The sequence below is a fragment of the Microbacterium sp. X-17 genome (assembly GCF_039615055.1).
Genome location: NZ_JBDHNI010000003.1, coordinates 1,085,594 through 1,107,178 on the forward strand (window position 1 = coordinate 1,085,594; position 21,585 = coordinate 1,107,178).

The 21,585-nt window shown below is 66.3% G+C and carries 19 protein-coding genes; 5 read left to right on the forward strand and 14 right to left on the reverse strand.

The window, feature by feature from the left end:
• Positions 1 to 10: 10 nt before the first annotated feature.
• From ABCS02_RS19375 to ABCS02_RS19395, 5 genes are read right to left on the reverse strand one after another with little or no spacing between them, the layout of a single operon-like run.
• Entirely contained in the window at positions 11 to 1,315 is a 1,305-nt protein-coding gene (locus tag ABCS02_RS19375) for a family 1 glycosylhydrolase (RefSeq protein WP_345837297.1), read from the reverse strand.
• Positions 1,312 to 2,163 (reverse strand): fumarylacetoacetate hydrolase family protein, encoded by an 852-nt coding sequence (locus ABCS02_RS19380; RefSeq protein WP_345837298.1) that lies wholly within the window; start codon positions 2,161 to 2,163, stop codon positions 1,312 to 1,314. The genes ABCS02_RS19375 and ABCS02_RS19380 overlap by 4 nt, the downstream gene beginning before the upstream one ends.
• Complete coding sequence (locus tag ABCS02_RS19385; RefSeq protein WP_345837299.1) at positions 2,160 to 3,029, reverse strand: fumarylacetoacetate hydrolase family protein; 870 nt, start codon at positions 3,027 to 3,029, stop codon at positions 2,160 to 2,162. The genes ABCS02_RS19380 and ABCS02_RS19385 overlap by 4 nt, the downstream gene beginning before the upstream one ends.
• A 38-nt stretch (positions 3,030 to 3,067) precedes the next feature.
• Positions 3,068 to 3,850, reverse strand: a complete 783-nt coding sequence (locus tag ABCS02_RS19390; RefSeq protein ID WP_345837300.1) for an SDR family oxidoreductase — start codon at positions 3,848 to 3,850, stop codon at positions 3,068 to 3,070.
• Positions 3,851 to 3,876: 26 nt separating this feature from the next.
• The gene (locus ABCS02_RS19395) at positions 3,877 to 4,677 is read right to left on the reverse strand and encodes an SDR family NAD(P)-dependent oxidoreductase (protein ID WP_345837301.1); all 801 of its coding nucleotides are present in this window, start codon (positions 4,675 to 4,677) and stop codon (positions 3,877 to 3,879) included.
• Positions 4,678 to 4,752: 75 nt separating this feature from the next.
• Between ABCS02_RS19395 and ABCS02_RS19400 the strand changes: the two genes are divergently transcribed.
• Positions 4,753 to 5,301: a carboxymuconolactone decarboxylase family protein gene (locus ABCS02_RS19400; protein ID WP_345837346.1), complete on the forward strand. Its 549-nt coding sequence runs from the start codon at positions 4,753 to 4,755 to the stop codon at positions 5,299 to 5,301.
• A gap of 51 nt (positions 5,302 to 5,352) precedes the next feature.
• The gene (locus ABCS02_RS19405) at positions 5,353 to 6,129 is read left to right on the forward strand and encodes an IclR family transcriptional regulator (protein ID WP_345837302.1); all 777 of its coding nucleotides are present in this window, start codon (positions 5,353 to 5,355) and stop codon (positions 6,127 to 6,129) included.
• 26 nt (positions 6,130 to 6,155) lie between these two features.
• Here ABCS02_RS19405 and ABCS02_RS19410 read toward each other — a convergent pair whose 3' ends face one another.
• The 9 genes from ABCS02_RS19410 to ABCS02_RS19450 form a co-directional block, all read right to left on the reverse strand.
• The gene (locus ABCS02_RS19410) at positions 6,156 to 6,944 is read right to left on the reverse strand and encodes an alpha/beta hydrolase (protein ID WP_345837303.1); all 789 of its coding nucleotides are present in this window, start codon (positions 6,942 to 6,944) and stop codon (positions 6,156 to 6,158) included.
• Between the two features lie 3 nt (positions 6,945 to 6,947).
• Positions 6,948 to 7,505: a quercetin 2,3-dioxygenase gene (locus ABCS02_RS19415; protein WP_345837304.1), complete on the reverse strand. Its 558-nt coding sequence runs from the start codon at positions 7,503 to 7,505 to the stop codon at positions 6,948 to 6,950.
• Between the two features lie 131 nt (positions 7,506 to 7,636).
• Complete coding sequence (locus ABCS02_RS19420) at positions 7,637 to 8,536, reverse strand: LysR family transcriptional regulator (protein WP_345837305.1); 900 nt, start codon at positions 8,534 to 8,536, stop codon at positions 7,637 to 7,639.
• Between the two features lie 141 nt (positions 8,537 to 8,677).
• Positions 8,678 to 11,113, reverse strand: a complete 2,436-nt coding sequence (locus tag ABCS02_RS19425) for a glycoside hydrolase family 2 TIM barrel-domain containing protein (protein WP_345837306.1) — start codon at positions 11,111 to 11,113, stop codon at positions 8,678 to 8,680.
• Complete coding sequence (locus tag ABCS02_RS19430; protein ID WP_345837307.1) at positions 11,110 to 12,108, reverse strand: alpha/beta hydrolase; 999 nt, start codon at positions 12,106 to 12,108, stop codon at positions 11,110 to 11,112. Before ABCS02_RS19430 ends, ABCS02_RS19425 begins: the two co-directional genes overlap by 4 nt.
• A 42-nt stretch (positions 12,109 to 12,150) precedes the next feature.
• Positions 12,151 to 13,209: an ABC transporter ATP-binding protein gene (locus tag ABCS02_RS19435; protein ID WP_345837308.1), complete on the reverse strand. Its 1,059-nt coding sequence runs from the start codon at positions 13,207 to 13,209 to the stop codon at positions 12,151 to 12,153.
• Positions 13,206 to 15,059: a dipeptide/oligopeptide/nickel ABC transporter permease/ATP-binding protein gene (locus ABCS02_RS19440; RefSeq protein WP_345837309.1), complete on the reverse strand. Its 1,854-nt coding sequence runs from the start codon at positions 15,057 to 15,059 to the stop codon at positions 13,206 to 13,208. Before ABCS02_RS19440 ends, ABCS02_RS19435 begins: the two co-directional genes overlap by 4 nt.
• Before the next feature lie 119 nt (positions 15,060 to 15,178).
• On the reverse strand, positions 15,179 to 16,120 hold the full coding sequence (locus ABCS02_RS19445) for an ABC transporter permease (RefSeq protein ID WP_345837310.1): 942 nt from the start codon (positions 16,118 to 16,120) through the stop codon (positions 15,179 to 15,181).
• Positions 16,121 to 16,166: 46 nt separating this feature from the next.
• Positions 16,167 to 17,720, reverse strand: coding sequence for an ABC transporter substrate-binding protein (locus ABCS02_RS19450; RefSeq protein ID WP_345837311.1), 1,554 nt, complete (start codon positions 17,718 to 17,720; stop codon positions 16,167 to 16,169).
• A gap of 134 nt (positions 17,721 to 17,854) precedes the next feature.
• Between ABCS02_RS19450 and ABCS02_RS19455 the strand changes: the two genes are divergently transcribed.
• The 3 genes from ABCS02_RS19455 to ABCS02_RS19465 all read left to right on the forward strand — a co-directional run bounded on the left by ABCS02_RS19455 (position 17,855) and on the right by ABCS02_RS19465 (position 21,054).
• A complete protein-coding gene (locus ABCS02_RS19455) occupies positions 17,855 to 18,652 on the forward strand; it encodes an IclR family transcriptional regulator (protein WP_345837312.1) in 798 nt (265 codons plus the stop codon).
• 287 nt (positions 18,653 to 18,939) lie between these two features.
• Positions 18,940 to 20,673: an FAD-dependent monooxygenase gene (locus tag ABCS02_RS19460; protein WP_345837313.1), complete on the forward strand. Its 1,734-nt coding sequence runs from the start codon at positions 18,940 to 18,942 to the stop codon at positions 20,671 to 20,673.
• A 183-nt stretch (positions 20,674 to 20,856) separates the two neighbouring features.
• Complete coding sequence (locus ABCS02_RS19465) at positions 20,857 to 21,054, forward strand: hypothetical protein (protein WP_345837314.1); 198 nt, start codon at positions 20,857 to 20,859, stop codon at positions 21,052 to 21,054.
• Positions 21,055 to 21,585: the final 531 nt, after the last annotated feature.

The window sequence follows — 21,585 nt, forward strand, 5'->3', positions numbered from 1 at the left end:
CGTCCCTCATTCACTGCGTCGGTGCGCCGTCGGTAGCTGCACGAACAGGCGCCTCCGCGGCAGTCGCGGTATCTCCGTGCGAGCGCGCCACCTCGCCGAGCCAGTAGGCGCTCGGTTTTGGGGTGCGTTCCTGGGTCGCGCGGTCGACCGCGATCAGCCCGAACTTGGGCCCGTAGCCGAAGACCCACTCGAAGTTGTCGAACGCCGTCCAGGCGATGTAGCCGCGCACGTCGATCCCGTCTGCAAGGCAGGCGCGGACACCGGCGATGGCGGCGCGCAGGTAGTCGATCCGCAGGGCGTCGTCGTCGGTCGCGAGACCGTTCTCCGTCACGTAGACCGGGATGCCCGCGATCGCGGCAGCCTGCCGGATGGTGGCCTCCAGCGCCTGCGGGTAGATCTCCTCGCCCATGTGGTTCACGATTGCGCCGGCCGGCGCGGGGGCCAGCCCGTCCTCGTCGAACACCGTGCGCCCGTAGGTCTGGATGCCGACGAAGTCGTCGCCGCGGGAGGCCTCCAGGAAGCGCTCGTTCACCTCGCGGCGCACCCGGTCGGCCCGCTCCTCGCCCCCGGGGGCCGCCTGGATGTCGGAGTTCGCGAGCGTCCAGCCGACCGGGATGCCGGGCTTGGCCGCCCGGATCGCGTCCCGGCCGAGCCGGTGTGCGGCGAGCTTCACCTCGAAACCGGCGTCCGACACCGTGAACTGGGAGGGCGCGACGCGCGCCGGCTCGATGCCCAGCCGCTCGGCCGCCGCCGCCCAGAGCGGGACGGCCGCGCGCTGCTCCGGCTCCTCGCCGCCGAACCCGAAGGAGCGCAGCAGCCAGGGCAGGTTCGGCTCGTTGAGCGTGCAGGCGACGTCGATCAGGTCGCCGAGGTGAGCCATGACGCGCTCGCAGTACCGGGCGAACCGGGCGGGCGTCTCCGCGTCCTCCCAGCCGCCGGCGGCGAGCAGCCAGCGCGGGCTGACGAAGTGGTTGAAGGTCACCACGGTGGCGAGCCCGTGCTCGCGGCACGCCTCCAGCATCCGCCGGTAGTGGTCGAGCTCCGCGGTCGAGAACCGGCCCTCCTCCGGCTCGATGCGCGCCCACTCCAGCGAGAAGCGGTACGCGCCGAAGCCGAGCTCGGCGATCAGCCGGATGTCGTCGCGGTAGCGGTGGTAGTGGTCGATCGCGTCGCCGGAGGGCTCGGCGAAGATGGTGCCGGGCAGGTGCTCGAGGAACCAGACGTCGCTGTTGACGTTGTTGCCCTCGACCTGGTGCCCGGCGGTGGCGACTCCCCACAGGAAGCCGTCGGGGAAGTCCGTGGTGTCCGCGCTCATGCGTTGCTCCGTTCCGTGAATCGTGTGGTGATGCTGCCGACGCCTTCGATGGTCGAGACGAGGGTCTCCCCCGCGCGCAGGAAGCGCTTCGGGGTCCGTGCGTTGCCGATGCCCGAGGGCGTGCCGGTGAAGATCAGGTCGCCGGGCAGCAGGGTCACCACGGCGGACAGCCGGGCGACGAGCTCCGGGAGGTCGTAGATCATCCGGGAGGTGCGGGAGTCCTGCAGCACCTCCCCGTCGAGTGCGCACGAGATGGCGAGGTCGGCCGGGTCGGCGAGTTCGTCGGGCGTCACCAGCCACGGTCCCGTCGGCGAGAACCCGGGGTGCGACTTCGCCAGGGAGAACTGCGGCCGGGTGCCTTCCAGCTGCGCGGCGCGCTCGGACAGGTCCTGGCCGACGGTGACGCCGGCGATGCGCGGCCAGGCCTCGTCGCGCGGGATGCGGTGGCCGCCGACGCCGATCGCGACCACCAGCTCGACCTCCCAGTCGACGTCGCCGTCCGGCAGCTCGACGGTCGCGTCCGCGCCGGTGAGGCTGCTCGGGAACTTGGTGAACGTCACCGGGAGGCTGTCCGGCGGGTAGCCGGCCTCGTCGGCGTGCTCGCGGTAGTTGACGCCGATCGCGAAGACCTGGGGAGGGCGCGGCACGGGTGGGCCGAGACGGGCCGGGTCGACGGCGACCGGGCCCACCCCGTCGAGCGTCGACGCCCACGACCGGAAGGCCTCCCACTCGGAGAAGGCCGCCATCGGGTCCGGCCCGAACCGCCCTTCCGACGCCGTCGCGACGTCCGTCGCCGTTCCGTCGGCGTGGACGACCGTCGACCGCCCGTCGAGATTCGCCAGCCTCACCAGTCGACCTTCGCCGGCGCGGGCACGCCGTGGGCGTCCTGCCAGCTCACGACCGGGTTGCGCAGTGTCCCGACGCCCTGGATCTCGGCCTCCACCACGTCGCCGGGGCGCAGGTAGAAGTCGAACGGGTTCTGCTGGATGGCCGCCACCCCGGAGATGGTGCCCGTCGTGATGAGGTCGCCCGCGCTGAAGATCTGCGGCGAGTGATAGGCGACCAGGTGCGGCAGGGTGACCAGCATCTGATCGGTGTTGCCGCGCTGGCGGACCTCCCCGTTGACGCGCAGCTCCATCGCGAGCTTCTGCGGGTCGTCGATCTCGTCCTTGGTGACGATCCACGGGCCGATCGGGCAGAAGGTGTCGATGCCCTTGCTGAACGAGAAGACGCCGGACTTCATCTCGCGGCGCTGGATGTCGCGCGCGGTGATGTCGTTGAACACGGTGAAGCCGGCGATGTGGTCCCAGGCCTCCTCCGGGCTGAAGAACTTGCCCGGCTTGCCGAGGACGACGGCGAGCTCCAGCTCGTAGTCCAGCTCCGAGGTGAGGTGCTCCGGGTAGACGATCGGGTCGTCCGGGCCGATGATCGCGTCCACGTTCTGGAAGAACACGATGCCCTTGTGCACCGGGTGCGACCAGTTGACCTTCTGCAGCTCCTCGTGGTGCGCGGCGAAGTTGCCGGCGGTGTGGAAGAACTTCTTGGGGACGATGGGCGCGCGCAGCCGCACGTCCGCCAGCGGGAGGACCGCGCCGGTCTCGCCGACGCGGCCCTCGGCCTCGAAGAACGCCTTGGTGGAGGGGATGTCGAGCTCGACGACGTCGTCGCCGTCGATGCGGCCGACCCGCCCCTCGTCGAAGGTGATGAGCTTCATGGGAACTGTTCCTTATCTCTGAAGGGAGTGCCGGCGGGTCAGGCGCCGACCATGTTGAAGCCGCCGTCGGCGAGCATGTACGCGCCCGTGATGTGGGACGCGTCGTCGCTGGCGAGGAAGAGCGCGGTGCCGGCCACGACCTCCGGGGCCGGGATGGTGCCGAGCGGGGTCTGCGAGATGAGCTTCTCGCGGCGGCCGCCCTGCCAGTCCGGCCGGGCGAGCGTGGCCTCCGTCTCCATGAAGCCGGGCGCGAAGATGTTCACCCGCACCGCGGGCGCGAGCGCGGCCGCATAGGACTTGGTGATGCCCAGGAGGGCGTACTTCCCGGCGGCGTACACCGGGGCGCGGGCGCTGCCGCGCACGATGACCGTCGAGCCGATGTTGACGATGGCGCCGTGGCCTTGCTCGACCATGCGGCCGCCGAACTCGTGGACCATCGTGAGCGTGCCCTTGACGTCCACGTCGACGACCCGGTCGAGCGTCTCCGGGGTGAGGTCGCGCCACGACATCAGGTCGGTGGCGACGTCGCCGACGTTGTTGACGAGCACGTCGAGCGTGCCGACCGTCTCGAACACCTCGTCGCGCAGTCGCTTGACCTCCTCCCAGTCGGAGATGTCGGCCTGGACGACGAACGCCTCCCCGCCCAGGGCCGCGATGCGCTCGGCGGTCCTCCGCGCGCCGGCCTCCGACCGGTTGTAGTGCACGCCGACGCGCGCGCCCTCCTGGGCGGCCCGGACGGCGATCTCGGCGCCGAAGCCGGTGCCGGCGCCGGTGACCAGGACGGTCTGCCCGGCGAAGCGGGGGAAGATCTGTGCGTTCATGCGATGTCCTTTCCGTGGGCGCCGGCTCAGACGAGCGTGCGGCCGCCGTCGATGTAGAGCACGTGGCCGGTGATGAAGCCGGCCTGGCGGGAGGCGAGGAAGAGCACGGGACCGGCGATCTCGTCGGGAGTGCCGAGCCGGCCCGCGGGAACCTGGAGCTCGAGCTTCTCCCGGTTGCCGCCCTCGGCGAGGTGGCCGCTCGTGAGCGGCGTCTCGACGTAACCGGGTGCGACGGCGTTGACGGTCACGCCGTCCTTCGCCCACTCCCGCGCCATCACCCGGATCAGCTGGTTGATGCCGCCCTTGGAGGCCGCGTACGGCCCGTGGTTCTCGTGCGCCAGCAGGCCGGAGACGCTGGAGAGCGCGACGATGCGGCCGTGGCCCTGCTCCGTCATCCAGCGCCCCGCCGCCTGGCCGAGCGCGAAGAGCGTCGTCAGGTTGACGTCGATGATGCGCTGCCACTCGTCGTCGCTGAAGTCGAGCAGCGGGCGGCGGTCGTTGATCCCGACGCTGTGCAGCACGATGTCGAGGCCGCCGAGGGTCTCGACCGCGTCGGCGACGACGCCGGCCGCGGCGCCGTGCGCGGTCAGGTCGGCGGCGAGGGTGCGGCCGCCGCGACCGCCGAAGGCAGGGTCGCCGGCGAGCTCGGCGAGCCGGCGCTCGTCGCGGTCCACGACGATCACGCGCGCCCCGGCGTCGAGGAACCGCAACGCGCAGGTGGTCCCGATTCCGCCGGCGCCCGCGACGACGACTCGCGCGCCGTCGAGCCCGAGCCAGTCGGACGCGGTGTCGTGCAGTTCGCGGACGGTGGTGCTCTGAAGAGACATCATCGCCTCCCTCACTTCATTGTATAAAAGTTACTTTCGTGGAATGAATGTAGACGCTAGCATCAGATCGTGTCAATGCGCATCCCTCTCCTCCATCCGGTCGACCTCGACGCCGAGCAGCGCGCCCTCTACGAGCGCATCGCGGGAGGTCCTCGCGCGTCGGGTCCGCAGCACTTCGCGCTCACGACTCCGGAGGGCGCCCTGCGCGGGCCCTTCAACGCGTTCCTCCTCGCCCCAGAGCTCGGCGACGCCGTGCAGAACCTCGGGTCGACCCTCCGCTACTCCGGAGCCCTCCACGACCGCGCACGGGAGATCCTGATCCTGTTGGTGGCCCAGCACTGGGACAGCGCGTTCGAGCAAGAGGCCCATGAGCGCGTCGGCCGGGCCGCCGGGCTCGGCGACGACGAGCTGACCGCACTGCGCGACGGCCGGATCGACGGGTTCGAGGGGGCGGAAGGCGTGGTCGCGCGGGTGACCGTTGCACTGCTCGCCGGCGATCTCGACGACGTCGGCTGGCAAGAGGCCGAGGCCACAATCGGTGCGGCCAGGGTCTTCGAGGTCAGCGCGCTCGTCGGCTACTACGCGATGCTGGCACTGCAGCTGCGGGCCTTCCGGGTCGACTGATCGAAGCGTCCGGCTTGCGCTAGCCAACCCCCTGAGATACGGTTTCGCTCCATGAAAGCCCCGGACGGCAACCGCTATCGCATTGAGGCCCTCGCTAAGGGCCTCGACGTGCTCAGCCTCTTCGACGAGACCACGACGTCGCTCAAGCTGCGCGACATCTGCGAGCGCACCGGCATCCCGATGCCGACCGCGTTCCGCGTCGTGGCGACGCTGGAAGAGGGCGGTTATCTGGAGCGATCGGCCGACGGCGTGATTCAGCCCGGCGTCGCGGTGCTCACGCTCGGCTCGGCGGCGCTGCGCGGCTCGAGCCTGGTGCAGCTGAGCGAGCAGCCGTTGCGGCAGCTGGCCGAAGCCACCGGCGAGACGGTGAACCTGGGCGTGCTGCTGCGCGACCAGGTGCTCTACCTGGCGCGCATCCGCAACACCGACCTGGTGACTGCGAACATCCAGGTCGGCTCGACGCTGCCAGCGGCCTTCACCTCGATGGGCAAGCTGCTGCTCTCGTACCTCGATGCCGGCGAGCTGCGCGACCTGTACGCCAACGCCGAGCTCGCGGGCGGCGGCCCCAACGCCGCGCACTCGGTGGGCGAGCTGGAAGCCCGGCTCGCTACCATCCGCCAACAGGGCTATGCGCTGCAGGACGAGGAGGTCGCGCCCGGGCTCCGCTCGGTATCCGTACCAGTATTCGGCAGGGACGCCCGCCCGGCCGCCGCGATCAACATCGCCGTCAACACGACCCGTCACGACCTGCCCGCCCTGCGCGGCACCCTCCTGGAGCGCGCCCGCGCGACTGCCGCCGACATCTCGCTCCGGCTTCGCTCGGCCTGATCCGATCGCGCTCACAGCGGCAGCCGTCAGCCGAGCACGCGCGTGCAAAAGGCGATCGCCGCGCTCAACAGCGCTCCTCGATCCACGTCGCCCTGCCAGAGGTGCCCGGCGCCCGGGACGAGCGTCAACTCCACAGATGCGCCCACCCCGGTCAGCGTCGCCGCGAACAGCTCGCTCTGCGAGTGCGGGACCGCCTCATCGGCGAGGCCGTGCGCGATGAGCGTCGGCAGCGCCCCGGGCCGCACCTGGTGGCGGGGACTCGCCGCACGCGCGCGCTCCGGGTCGGCGGAGACCGCGTGGCCGAGCCAGCCGGCCTCCCTCGTCGCTGGATCGTCGCTCTGCCCGAGGGAAGCGGCGAGCGCCTCCAGATCGGATGGTCCGTACCAGTCGATCAGCCCGCGGACGGCGGAGCCCGGTTCAAGCGCGACAAGGGCCGCGACCGTCGCCCCGGCCGATTCGCCCCAGAGCACGACGCGGGAGGCGTCGACACCGAGCTCGCCCGCGCCCGCGCGCAACCAGGTCAGCGCGGCCCGCACATCCTTCACCTGCGCTGGGAAGACCGCCTCGCCGCTCAGCCGGTAGTCGACAGAGGCGACGGCGATGCCCGCCTCCGCAATCCGCTGGAACGGACTCGGCTCCGGCGCCTCAGAGTTGAGGCCCATTGTCGGCACGAACGTTCCGCGGTCGCCGGCCCGCCAGCCGCCGCCGTGCACGAAGACGACCAGCGGAGGCGGCGATCCAAGCTCGCTCACCGCCTCTGGCAGATGCAGGTCGAGCCTCAGCCCGTGGTCGTCGTAGACGTACTCGTGAACCACGGCTCAGTCGTCGAGGAACTTGTAGTCCGGCCGGAACACCGTGCCGTACAACTCGCCCGCCGCCCGCATCTGGTCGAACGACGGAGCGTAGAACTCCGACGGCTGCGGGATGCCCGGCTTAGTCGTCGGCGTGCCCATCGCGTGGAAGAATCGCGCGAAGCCTCCGGTGCTCACCCCGAGCACACGAGCGGTGGACTCGATCCGGAACGCGTGGATGGTCCCCTTCGGCACAAAGCCGAACGCGCCGGCCCGCAGCACGCTGTCGTCCTTGAAGCCCTTCTCGTCGTCCATCCAGAGGTGCACGGCGCCGTCGATCACAAAGAAGATCTCGTGCGTGTACGGGTGGATATGGGCCGGGATGATGTCCCCCGCGTTCCCCTCAGTGGTGAAGACGTCGAACTGCCCGTCGGTCTCGTTGCCCGTGAGCAGGACCGTAAAGAGCGTGTCGAATACGACGCTCTTCTCGCCCTCCCCCCTGTTGAGGAAGAACGGTTCGGAGGCGCCGGGGAGAATCCCAGCGTGGGGGTGGGAATCGGGCCATGTGGTTTCGTCCAGTGACATAGGTCAACCTCCTCGTTGAGTTGCGTCGTGAACAGCCTCAGCGTTAGCGGAGCGGAAAGCCAGTACGTCTTCCCTACCCTGCGATAGGCCCAACCTCATCCACTATCACTTCACAGGGGCTACACCCGCTGTCAGGCACGAGCCGCCCGGGCCTCGGCCTGCACAACCTCCACGAACGCGGCGACGACCGGCTCGCGGCGGCGGCGCGTGCAGAGCAAGATGGTTGCGGGCTCGATGTCGGCGATCGGCACGAATGCGAGTTCAGAGCGACGATAGTGGGTCGCCGCCGACGCCGCTGCGATGTTAACACCCATCCCCGCCCCGACCAGCGCAAGGATACCGTCGATGTCCTGGGCCACCGGCCCCACCCGCGGGTGGCTGCCATCCGGACGGGGGTCGACAAGCCACCATGCCACCGCGCGGGGATCGCCGCCCGAAACAGCCACGAAGATCTCATCGCGCGTCTCGTCGATCCCGATGGACTCCCGTCGCGCAAGCCGATGATCAGCTGGCGTGACCAGCACTCGCTGCTCGGTCCAGAGCGGCGCTGCGGTCACGACCTTCTCATCAACATGCAGCGGAGCGGGCGCAAACACGGCGTCCACACGTCCTGCGGACAACTCGGCCTGAGGGTCGAAGAAGCCGACCTTACGCATCTCCAACCGAAGGCCGGGAATCCGCTGTACGGCGCTCGCGATCGCCCGGGACGTCAGCGGGCCGGCGCCCGCGGCGACGATGCCGATTCGTAGCACAGGGGCGGCCGCGCGGTTCCGCTCGGTGATCCAGTCAACGACATCCTGGTGCGCCTCCACCGCGCGGCGAGCGTGCGGAAGCAACTGCTCACCCGCCTCGGTCAGCTCCACCGCACGGGATGTGCGTTCAAACAGTGCCTCCCCCACAGCCGTCTCAAGGCGAGCGATCTGCTGACTAAGCGACGGCGGCGCGATATTGAGCCGCGCCGCCGCAGCAGCGAAATGCAGCTCCTCTGCGAGGACGCAGAAGTAGCGAAGGGTATGAATTGCTACGTCCATGAGGGCCCTCCGCGGCTGTGAATCGGTTTACGACCATCTTCCCGCGGTTTGCAGACCCCAGCGTGCATACGGTATCTGCACCGATCCCGCCGGAGAGAGCAGAGCATGATGTGTTCGAGATGGGAGCCTAAAGGGCACCTCTCATCGCTGTGGAGATTCGACCTCAAGCCTCACGGAATCGACCTCCATGTCGGAACGGACGGTCACGACGATCTGTCCGGGACCGGTGGGCCGTATGACAGCGAGTGCCCGGCCATCGAAGGTGTGGCCCGTTCCCGACCGGTAGCGATCCATCGTTGCGGGATCGGCGCCGCCGAATCCTTGCAGCTCGCCGGCACCGGCGACCTCGACCGTCACCTCGCGTCGCAGTTGAGTCGCCACCACACCTGCGTCGTCTTCGAGTGTCACGTGGATGAACGCCAAGTCACCGTCGTCGTCCTCCAGCAACGCGCGCTCGGCGCGCGCCCGCAAGCGCACGGAATCCCCAGCGGTTCTCAATGACGACGCTGTGCGTCTTCCGTCGGCCCCGATACCTGTCGCGACGATCTCTCCGGGCTCCCAACTGGCTTCGAAGTGAGCGCGAAAGTCGTTGTCCGGTCCACTTGGTTGCACGCCAACGGACTCTCCATTGATGAAGAGCTCCACCGCGGGGTCCGAGCTGTAGACCTCGATCGTCAGCGGCGAGCCCACTGGCATGGCCCAATTCCAGGTCGACACGGAGTCAGTCCACGACCACGGTGTGCCATGGTGCGCTAATCCGTGGTGCTCAGGGCGTTGAACAGCTATGTAGGGTTCATCGCGGATACCGAAGACGATCTCCCGGTAGTAGGACGCCGGGCGCCGATACCCAGTGATGTCGATGTCCCCACACCATGCAAGCAGCCACGGGTAGCCCGCAGCGAAGCCGCCATCGTTGCCGTCGCCGTGTTGGACCCGCCCAATGCCCGCTTCGCCGAGGTAGTCCCATCCCGTCCACGTGAAATCGCCGATGACATGGTCTTGGGCAAGCACCAGCCGCCAGTTGTCCGCAATCTTGGTTGGAAATGTCTCGCTTCCAACGATGACCCGGTTTGGGAAGACCTCGCGGTCACGTTCGTACCGGCTGTCGCCGTAGTTGATTCCCGCAACATCGACAACGGCGAACGACTCTGCGGTGCGTTGCGCTGCGAGGTCCGAGCCAGCGAGTTCCTGCATCAGCGCACCCATCGAGCTCATCATCTCGTTCGCATTGCCGACGGTCGAGGCGTGCTCGAGAGCGGCGGTGCCGAGCTCGGGCATGACGGCGAGCACGGCGTTGATTGAGTTCGTCAGGAATCGATGCGGGTCCTGCACCCGAAACCGTTCGGCTACTCGTCTGCCCCACCCGGAGCCCAACGGCGAGCTGGTCTCAGGGATCTCGTTGCCGATCGAATACATGATCACACTCGGGTGATTGAAATCCTTGGCGATGAGGGAGTCGACATCTCGTTCGAACCACTCGGCGAAGGCCAGAGAGTAGTCGTGCGGAGTCTTCGCTTGCGTCCAAACGTCGAAGGTTTCGTCGATGACGAGCATCCCCAGCCGGTCGCACGCGTCGAGCATGGCCGGGCTAATGGGATTGTGCGCGCTGCGAATCGCGTTGAACCCAGCTTCCTTGAGCAGTTCGACACGACGCTCGTCGGCCCGCCTGATCGCCGCGGAACCGATGATGCCGTTGTCGTGGTGGATGCATGCCCCCCGCAACTTGACCGACTGCCCATTGATTCGAAGGCCACGCTCCACGTCGAGCTGCAATGAACGGATCCCGAATGTCGTCGATTCACTGTCGATCGGGTGGAGCGCATCTTCGGCTGACGTCAGTTCGACCTCTGCTCGGTACAGATTAGGTTCTGACACACTCCACAGCAGAGGATCTCGCACGAGCATTCTGCTACGCACCGCCACCGTCGTACCTGACCTGAGCGTCGCGGGCGCGATGTCCTCCGCGACGATTGCTCCGGTAGGAGCGATCACCCTGGTGAGTACCGAAACAGTTCGCGTTCGGGTGTCCGAATTCGCAATCCGTACTTCAGTGGAGACGAGCGCTCGGTCGGGTTCGATGTCGGGAGTGGTGACTCGGAGGCCATCGGCTTCGACATGGATGAGGCCGCCGACCAGCATCCGCACGTCGCGGTGGATACCGAGGCCCGAATACCACCTCGAGTCGTCGTGGACCCGCGAAACGACGATGATCTCGTTAGATTCCCCGTACCGGAGAAACGGATCAGCAGCGACTCGAAATTGGCTGTACCCGTTGGGACGCTGACCGGCGAAATCACCATTGATGAATACCATCGCGTCGCGGTAGACACCGTCGAATTCGAAACTCACGCGCCGGTCGACATACTCGGCCGGCACAGCGAAGGTCTTGGCGTACGAAGCAGTGGCAGCCGGAAAGTACCCCGTGTGCGAGGTTCCTTCGGAGGAACGATCAAAGTCCAGGAGCCTGTCGTGGGGCAAGCGAACCGCCTGCGGACTTGTTCCTGGTCCCTGTGCCGAATCGAACGGACCGGTTGCATCCCGCACCGTCCAGCCATCGTTGAACGAGGAGCGTATCATCGCGAATCTGCTTGCTGAGTCGCGCCGGCAGACTCGCGATCAAACTGCCTCTGAAGGAAGTCGACCGCACGCAGAATCAGCGGCGCCGGGTCGACACCGACAAACGTGTGATCGGCGCCTGGCACTCGCACAAGCTCTGCTTCCACGCCTGCCGCGTGCAGAGCAGTAACAAATTCCTCGCTTTGACTAATGGGAACCAGACCGTCCTCTACGCCGTGCACGAGAAGGAAGGGCGGAGTGTTCGAGTCCACATGATGCACCGGCGAGACCAGTCGTCTCGCAGTTTCACGAGGAAACGGAGTCTCGGCTAGGAGTACATCGATCGGTTCCGGCGGCGCGTCGCCCCCAGCGCGCCTCAACTCGTCAATCCATTCTTGCGGCATCGTTTCGAGAAACGAGGGCATCGTGTCGACATCCGCGACGCCGTAGAAGGACACGGCTGCGCTGACCGCGCTGCTTGGACCGACGACCCCCTCTACGCCTTCGAGCTCGGGGGCGCGAACCGTGGCCAATAGCGCAGCGAGATGGCCGCCGGCGGAGTCGCCCCAAACGGCGATCCGCTCCGGGTCGATGCCGAGTTCGCTCGCGAATTTCCGTAGATACCGAACCGCCGCCTTGGCGTCATGGAGTTGCGCCGGGAACGATGCCTCGCGCGAGTGACGGTAGTCAATCGCCGCCACCGCTAGACCAGCATTTATCGCTGTCTGAAAGAGAAGTGCGTCGTCCCAGTTATCCGGCATGAACTCCTTGCCGCCGAACAACCATGCACCTCCGTGTATCCACACGACACACGGCACAGCTGCCTCAGCGTCCGAAGGCACATAGACGTCCAGGTGAAGTTCGCGGTATCCGTTCAGACAGGCGTAGGTAAGGCCGTCGTGGACAGTCGCGCCAAGCGGATGCTGCTTCTGACGGTCTCCCGGGGCATGAAAGGCAGGCGGCTCGGCCGGTGGCGTCTCCCGCACTGAAGGAAGGGCCTCAAAAGCATCTGTCACAATCGCCTCCTAGCGAAACGGTTTTTGGTATCGGACGGATAGTTACGTGGTCGGGACCCCACGGAGCGCCGTAGCTTGTTCGGCGTGGTGACAAGCAACAACGGTGCCCACAACGTGGCGAAGCGGCGGACGTTCGACTTGGCAGACTTCCGTCGCCAATGGGCAGCGCGGAGCGAACGGACATCCGGACGCAGATGGCTGCGCAGATCCGGCCGAACCTATCCCGAGCGCCTCGCGGGCGGCCCGACGCGCGACTTGCTCAGCTGGGCGCGGGACAGGCGCGGCCATCGTCAACGCGACCGAGTACGGGTGTCGCGGATTCCCCGCCACGGCGTCGACTGTTCCTTCCTCCATGATCTGACCACGGTAGAGGACCACTGTGCGCTGGGCGAGAAAGCGAACAACTCCGAGGTCGTGCGCGATGAAAAGAAACGCCAGCCCGCGTTCATCCCGCAGATCGGCGAGAAGGTTGAGCACAGTCGCCTGCGTTGAGAGGTCGAGAGCGCTGACTGGCTCATCGAGCACCACTACCTTCGGGTCGCAGACGAGCGCGCGCGCGATCGCAATACGCTGGCGCTGACCGCCCGAGAACTGCTCGGGGTACCGGTCGACAACATCAGCGGGCAGTCCAACGGACTCCAGCCCTAGGCGAGCGCGCCGGACCGCCTCAGATGGTCTTACTCCGAGAAGCCGCAGCGGCTCCGCCAAGGTCTGCCCGATCGTTCGGGCCGGGTTCAACGACGAGTACGGATCCTGAAAGACGAAACGGAGATCGACCGCGAGCGTCTTTCGCTCCTTAAGGGACGCAGACGTGATGTCGCGACCGTTCAAGAAGATCGCCCCGGACGACGGCTGCTGCAGACCGAGGACCGCCCTGCCGATGGTCGTCTTGCCCGAACCGGATTCACCCACAAGTCCCAACGTCTCGCCTGAAGCGATCGAGAAGCTGACGTCGTCGATAGCCGCGGGTGCCTGGCGAGCCTTTCGGCCCGCTCCATAACGGACGATGAGGTTCTTCACCTCCAGCGCGGGCACGGGAGGGGATGACGTCCCGGAATTGTCGACCGTCGCTGCGAAGTCGATCGAACGCAGTCTGCTCATACGGGCACCTCGGAGGATTCGATGAATGTGAGCGGCTCGATGCCTGCCAGCTCCCTTACGCGCACACAACGCACTACTCCGTCACCATGTGCGGGGACCGCCTCGAAGCCCTCGCGACATTGTGCCTGGGCGAACGGGCACCGGTTCGCGAAGCGGCACCCCCGCGGCCACGACCCTGGCGACGGAACCGTTCCGGGGATGGACGCCAGCCGCGCGGGTACCGGTTGTCCTTCCGGAACGTGCGGGTTTGCACCAAGCAGCGCAATCGTGTACGGGTGCTCCGGATGGGCAAGCGCTTCGGAGGTCGCACCCGACTCCACCACTTCGCCGGCGTACATCACGGCCATGTCGTCGCAGATGTCGGCGACGACGCCTAGGTCGTGACTGACGAGCACCATCCCGAGGTCCGTCTCGCTCACCAGCCGGCGCAGGAGGCTCAGGATCTCGGACTGCACGGTCACGTCGAGCGCGGTCGTCGGCTCATCCGCGATGAGGAGCTTCGGCTGCCCGGTGAGCGCGAGGGCGATCGCCACGCGCTGTGCCATGCCACCGGACAGCTGGTGCGCGTAGCTGTGGAGCACACGCTCGACGTCGACAATGCCGACCTGCTCGAGCAACTCGGCTGCGATTCGGCGAGCCGCGCGCCGACCGACCGAACGAAACCGTCGGATTGGTCCGGTCAGCTGGTATTCCACGCTGAACAAGGGGTCTAACGCGACCATCGGCTCCTGGGAGATCATTGCGATCTCACGCCCGCGGATGCGGTTCAACTCTCGTTCGGGCAGACCGGAGATGCTGCGCCCCTGCCAGAGGATCGACCCTGAGGTGACAGCGACGCCCTCGGGAAGGAGACCGATGAGCGAGCGCGCGGTCATGGTCTTGCCACAGCCCGACTCGCCGACGAGGCCAATAACCGTCCCCGGCCGCAACGTGAACGAGACTCCGGAGACGAGCGCAGGGCCGCCGTCAACGGACACAGTGAGGTCGCACACCTCGAGCACGGCTGCTGGGTCCTTCGGCGTTACGCGTGGAGGAACGATGGCCGGCGACACAGGCGAGACTCGCGACGGCGAGTGGCGGCGCGGGTTCGCGGGCTTAGGGGTGCCAAGGGCAGCGATGCTGTCCGCCAGCGCGTTGGCGGCGACAACAGTCAGCGCCAGCACGAGGCCGGAGGGCACCATGAGCCACGGATCGTCGTACACATGCTGGGAGGCGTCATTGATCATGAGGCCCCAGCTCGGCTGCGGCTCTGCAGGTCCGAATCCAAGGAACGCGAGGCCGGACACGATCAGCAGTCCGATGCCGAACAACTGGGCCGCCTGGATGGCGATGACTGTCGCCATGGCTGGGAGGACGTGGACCACATTGACCCGAAGAGAACCGAGACCGTTGACGCGCGCCGCATCGATGTAGAGCCGCTGGCGCACGGACTGTGCAACGCCGAGCATGATCCGGTAAACAGCAGCCGATAACAGCACGCCGAGGACGACCATTACCAGGTAGGTCTGCGGTCCGATGACACCGATTACTGCCAGAAGGATGATCGTGGCCGGAAGAGCCAGCAGAACCTCAGTCGAACGACTGAGGCTACGCTCTGCCAGGCGGCCGCGCTCGGCGGCGACCAATGCGAGGGGCACACCCACCGCGAAGGCGACGACAACCATCACGACCGAAGCGAGCAGCGGCTCGGCTCCGGCGGTGAAAAGCCGAGAAAGAATGTCGCGTCCCAATTTGTCGGTGCCGAGCCAGTGCGCTGCCGACGGAAGCGCGAACCGGTTGGCCAGATCCTGCTGATCCACAGCGAAAGGACGCCAGAGCGGTGCGGTGAACGAAAGCACGAGCACGAGCACGAGCCAACCCCCCGCGAACATGGTGCCAGGACGAAGAAGACTTCTCCCGATGCCTCGGCGGTGCGGGACGGTGACTGCCTCCGCCGTCTCAACGGGCGACGGTTCAAGAGGTAGGACACTCATGCTGTTCTCAACTTCGGGTCGAGGGCTGCCACGGCGAGGTCGAGCAGCAGATTGACGATGACCACGACTACGGTCGCAGCGATGACGACGGCGATCAGCGCGGGGAAGTCGTGCGAGGAGACTGCCGCCTGGCTGGCCTGGCCGATCCCCGGCAGAGCGAAGAGGGTCTCGATGATTACCGACCCGCCGAAGAGCGCAATGAACTGGATACCCAGGACCGAGACGACTGGGAGGCTGGCGAGGCGGAGCGCGTGGATGTAGCGGATTCGCCAGGGAGCGGTGCCAAGTGCGCGCAGAGTGCGCATATGTTCCTGTCGTAGCGCCGCCTGCATTCCGGCGCACGCCGTTCGGGCGACGATCGCCGCGCCGCCGAGAGTGAGAGTAAGCACGGGGAGAACAAGGCTCTTCGCCCAGCCCAAGGGGTCATCTGCGAAGGAGACATACCCGGTCGCCGGCAGGAGATTCAGTTGGATAGAGAAGAAGTAGACGAGCAAGATCCCCACCCAAAAGGCTGGCAGCGAGATCATGACGGCGCTGCCGGAGTTGACCAGACGGCTCAGCCATCCTTGGCGGACGGCGGCAGTGACCCCGAGGACGATGCCGAAGGCCCCCGAGAAGATCGTTGCAAACAACGCGATCGCCGTGGTGACGGGTAGCCGGGTAGCCATGTCCGCCGCAATCGAGTGCCCGTCGATGAGGGAGGTGCCGAGGTCACCCCGAAACAGGCCGCCCACGTACTTAAAGAATTGAATGACAAGCGGCTGGTCCCAGCCGAGCTCATGGTTCTTCGCCGCGATCTCGGCCGGAGTGCCGCTCGGCCCCAGCACGACCGCCCCGGGGCTTCCCGGGGCGGCGTGCACGAGCAGGAAGCTGATCAGCACGGCAGCGAACACGGTGATTAGCGCGAATGCCAACCGGCGCCCGATGTAGAAGACCATGATCTGCTTCCTTTGATTCTGCTTAGCTTCTCGGCTGAGGAGCGCGTTACTTTGCTGGCTTCAGACTCGAGAGCAGAAGATACCCGTTGGTGCCCGAGTAGACGGGCGCCGCCACCTTGCTGGGGTTGTAGCCGTAGGAGATGTAGCTCTCGTAGAGAGGGATGTACCAGCCCTGGTCGGTGATCGCCGCATTCAGCGCCTTCAGGGCTACGTCCTGAGCGGCTCCAGTGGTACCAAGCGCGGCGCCCAACGGCTGCTCGATGGCGGGATCGGTCGCCTTCTGAAGGTTCATGAACCCGCCGTAGACGACACCGGCGATGAAGCCGGCCGGGTTGGCACCGACACCGAACGGGCCGAAAAGCAACGGCTGGGTCCGTACGGCCGCGAACGCAGCGTCGGTAGAAGTCACCGACTTGAAGTTCATCGTCACGCCGATCTTCTGCCACTGCTTCTGCACAGCGATCTCGTCATCCGACGGCTGGCCCAGCACAGCGAGGTCGATGCTGAAGCCGTTCGGATAGCCCGCTTGTGCGAGCAGCGCCTTCGCTTTCGCCGGATCGTACGCGTACTTCGTGTTGATCGCGGCGTCGTACCCCTTTGCTTCTACCGGAAACAACTGTGCGGTCGCCTTGGCAGTCGGATGCAGATCCTTTACGAGGGTGGCGCGGTCCGTTCCGTAGTTCAGCGCCTGGCGTACGAGGGTGCTGGCGAAGGCCTTATTGGTCAGCCCGAGCTTGTCCGCGACCGGGAATCCCATGATCGTGCCGCCATCTTGCGCCACCTTCTGACGTGACTGAACCAGCGAAACCGTGGAACTGTCCAGCTGCCCCGCGACGTCGACCTGGCCGGAGACCACCGCGTTGGCGAGCGCCTGCGGGTTCGTGATGACTTTGAAGACCACGGCAGAGAACGGATAGGCGGAGGCATGCCAAGACTTCGTACTCTTGCTGAATGTGTAAGTGGCGCTCTTCGTGGTTTTCGCCGTGTCGAGCGAATAGGGTCCCGAACCGTCCGGGTTGGTCTTGAGCCCAGCCACATCGGCAATACCGTGGGGTCCGACGATCATGCCGGTCTCGTCCATAAGATTGTTCTGCCCGGTGGCCTGAGGCTGTGCCCAGGTGATCACTACCGTCTTGTTGTCGGGTGTCGCCACCTGGCTGATTTCGGCCGCACCGCCGGTGGCGAGGGCTCCGTACGCGACGAGGGACTTGTCAGTCCTGCGGTCGAGGTTCGCCTTCACCACCGCGGAGTCGAGCTTCGAGCCGTCGGTGAACGTCACGCCTGTCCGAAGCGTCAGCGTCAAGGTCTTGTTGTCCGGGCTTGTGGTGAAGCTGGAGACGAGGCTGGGCTGCGCGACACCATCCTTGTCCGTGGTGAAAAGGGAGTCGTAGAGGCCGCTAAAGAATGTTGACTGGCCGGCGGCGTACAGCATGGGGTCGTACCCATTGGGCGCGTTGTCGGCGCTGATTCCGAACGTCAGGGTGTTGGTGGCTGACGAGCCGGTGCCACCACTGCAGGCAGTGAGAGCGACCGTCATGACGAGGCCGAGCACTGCGGCGAGAGAACGGCCCATTCGTCCGGGCCGAGCGGATGTCTTCATGTCACGGGCACCTTTGCTTCGTGGCCGGCCACAGCGCCGGCGCTAGTCGTTGAATCGTGACAACCTGACGCAATCATGGTCCAACACCTTTCCATTGAATGGCGAACCACTGTTTTCGGGTGCACACTGGTTCGGTGAGTGAGACACCCGATGTCCCGGCAACTCCGCGCGTGCGGGGCAAGAAGCCACCACACAGCGAGCCGGTGATCGACCGCGCCCTGTCGTTGCTCGGAGTGTTCTCAGATCGCCGACGCTCGCTGACTTTGTCCGATCTCGCTCGCCACTCCGGGATGCCCATCTCAACGACGCTGCGCTTGGCGGACCGACTCGTCGCGTGGGGAGCGCTCGAGCGTACCGACGACGGCAGGTACATAGTCGGAGTGCGCCTCTGGGAAGTTGCGTCTCTTGCTCCTCGCGGTCATGGTGTGCGTGAGATCGCCCTCCCGTATCTCGGGGACCTGCACGATGTAACGCGCCAGCACGTGCTTCTCGCAGTCAGAGACGGCGCCCAGGCGGTCTTGATCGAGCGGCTGTCCTCCCGGTCGGCCCCGCAGGTTGCGTACCGTGTCGGCGGACGCGTGCCCTTGCGGTCAACCGCGGTCGGCTTGGTTCTGTTGGCGGGAGCCGGGGCTGCCGTACAGGAACAGTTGTTAGCGGCGCCCGAAGAGATCGAGGAAGGGGTGGACCAGGTCTCTGCTGCCGCGCTGCGACGGACACTTGGAGAGGTGGCGCGCACGGGTTACGCCGTCATCCGCCGCTCGAGGCCGTCAAAGACTGTGTCGGTGGCCGCACCGATCCGCGATGGGAGCGGAGCCGTGGTGGCGGCGGTCTCTGTGCTCGTCACGGATGGTGGGGCTTCGCCGCACACTTACACTCCCGTCGTGCGAGCGACCGCTCGGTCGATCTCACGCGGCCTCGGCTACGCAACCTAGGCAAACTTTCCATTCAATGGCATATTCCTACTTCGAGCGGTCACGCGACCGCCAGAGTTGACACTGCTATTGACTGCCTGACTCGCACCGCCGCGACCCGCGTGAGACGCCGCGACGGTCGATTCCGTCGTTAGGTTTCCGATGAAAATCGTCACGATCGACCCCCCCACCCGCTGGACCACCCCCCGCGTGACGGCAGACGTGCGCGTCCCACAAGGGATACCGAGCGAGGCTGGTCGAGTCTTCGCTTCTTGTGAAGGTGCAGCTCCAGCCGCATTGGAGCCCTCGTGACCCCGAGCGGCGACCCTGTGCGCCACGATGGGCCGGAGGTTGCTCCCATCTACGTCCGAGACCCGCCGGCAGTCCCCCGCCAAATACCCGTCGTCATCGTTGGCGGTGGCCCCAGTGGACTTTACCTGTCGCTCGATCTCGCCTCGCGAGGCATCCGTAGTATCGTCGTCGAGCCGCGCGTCGAGGTCGACGTCACCCGACCGCGCGCGAAGACCGCCAATGCGCGCACCATGACCTTTCTACGCCGCCTTGGCCTCGCGGACCGGCTCCGAGATGCGGCCCCGCTCTCAGCCGAGTACTCCGAGGACGTCATCTTTTGCTCGAGCCTGGTAGGCCATGAGGTCTCACGCTTCCACAACGCCTTCCAAGTCGTGCGAGGACGGTACGACCCGCAGCCGGAGGCAGGTCAGCAGGTGCCGCAACCCGTCGTCGAGAATGTTTTGCGCGAAGCACTTGACGAGGTAGAGGAGGCCACGCTTCTTCTCGGGGCGCGTGCGGTCGAGCTCGACCTCGAACCCTCGCGCCCACGCGTATTGATCGTTGACGAAAACGGACAGTCCCACTGGATCCAATGCGACTACATCGTCGGTGCCGATGGCAGCGGTTCGCTCGTGCGAACCACGCTCGGTATCGCGCTCGAGGGAAGCTCCGAATCAAGGCAGAACCTCAATGTCCTCTTTCGCTCGGAGCAACTCGCCGACATCGTGGCCCTCGACCCGGCAATACAATATTGGGTGCTCAACCCGGAGTCATCGGGAATGGTCGGCAGGTTCGACCTGGACCTGACCTGGTGGGCGATCATACAAGGGATCGACACTGATGCGGATCCCGATCCCGTCTCCCTTGTCCAAGGCCTTATCGGGGCACCTATCGAGGTTGATACAGTCGCCGCCGATATGTGGACCGCACGGATGCTGCTCGCGTCCTCCTATGGTGGGGGCCGTGTCTTTCTCGTCGGCGACGCCGCTCATCTCAACCCGCCCTGGGGCGGCCACGGATTCAATACCTGCATTGGTGATGCGGCGAATCTGGCGTGGAAGCTCGCGGCGTCATTCGGCAGTTGGGCCGGCCCCGGCCTCCTTTCGAGCTACGAAGCGGAGCGTCGACCCGTCGCGGCCCGAACTATTCGCGATGCAGCCGCAAATGGATCATCCCTCGCATACGACTTCGCCGATCCCCTGCTCGCAGAGGGCTCCGTGCGAGGCGAAGCCGCGCGACACGCTACTGCCGACGCACTCAAAGTCAAAACCTCCGAGTTCTCATCGCTCGGGCTCGTCCTGGGCTACCACTATGCTGACTCGCCGATCGTCGTCAACGATGGGGCGCCGCCGCCTATCGAAGACCCCATTCAATACACGCCATCATCGAGCGCTGGCTCGCTCCTGCCACACGTTTGGCTGCCCGACGGGCGCTCCCTCTACGACCGGCTCGGCTCCGACTTCACCCTGCTGGTCGATCCGGCAGGGCCAGCGGCAGCTCGATTCGCACAGGAGGCGGCTGCTCTGTCAGCGGCCTACCGAATACCTCTGCAGATCCTCGAAGTGAATTTGCTCCATGACTTGGGGCCAAGCCACGCCATACTTGTGCGACCCGACCAACATGTCGCGTGGCGGGGCGACGATCCGGCAGCACTAGGTGACGTCCTCCTCGCCACAACCGGCTGGCAGGTTACGCACCTCGAGGACGTGCTGCCGACTGAAGCAACTCGCGTCTTCGGAGATCGACCCTGAATGACGTGGAGTGTATGGAGCACGTGACGATTTATCGGCCATGTCATCTCGGTGCTCTGTCGTATCGGCCTCCTATGATCGAGGGCGAGGAGGTACAGGGATGGCAACACCGAGTACCGCGACTCCGACCTCCACGACCCGGAGCTCGCCGTCGACGCCGCGCCGACGCGCTACGGGTGGCACGTGACCGTTCAGGCGAAGCACTTGGCCCGCGACGTCACCCTGCTAGTCGACAAGATCGACCCGGAGGCAGTGGCCGACGATGCGCTTGTCACGCTGCTCCCCGGGGAGAGCGCGACGTTCACGATCACCGGCGCCGTCGGCGCGGAGCCGGCTCAGTTCGCCGACCCGCGAGTCTGCGCACGGCGAACCATCTCGTGAGGTAGTTCTTCCTAGACCAACTTGATCGCTAACCCAGATTTCGGTCCCTCGGCTGGCGCAGCTCGGCGGCCCGCGGCGTGGCATTCGTAAGAGCGACAACGGCGACTCTCCGCTGAGCCAACCGGTTGAGCGCGAGGAATGGCACGGATGCCGTCTCTGCAGTGTGCGCCGCGAGCTGCCCGATCGGAGTTAGCGGGTCCGCCGCGATCGCCCACCCGTCAACCGCGTACCGGCTCACCATTTCCACGCACTCCCTCTTCTCCTCTGCTGTCGGGTTGGGCGAGCCGACCACCCCGATGAGTCCGCCCTGCAGTTCCGGGCCCATGTTTCTGGTGTCGATGATGAATACCCGCATCCTGATCACTCCCCTGCGTCAACAGTTTTTGTTGCCTTTCCGGCGGAGAGATCGATGGCGAGTGGGAGGGGCGCAGTGCCGGGACCGTGGAATACCGCAGCGAGCGCAGCGAGCGCAGCGAGCGAGGATATGCCGCGAAAGCCCGGCACGAAGCACCGGGAACGAGCTACGATCGG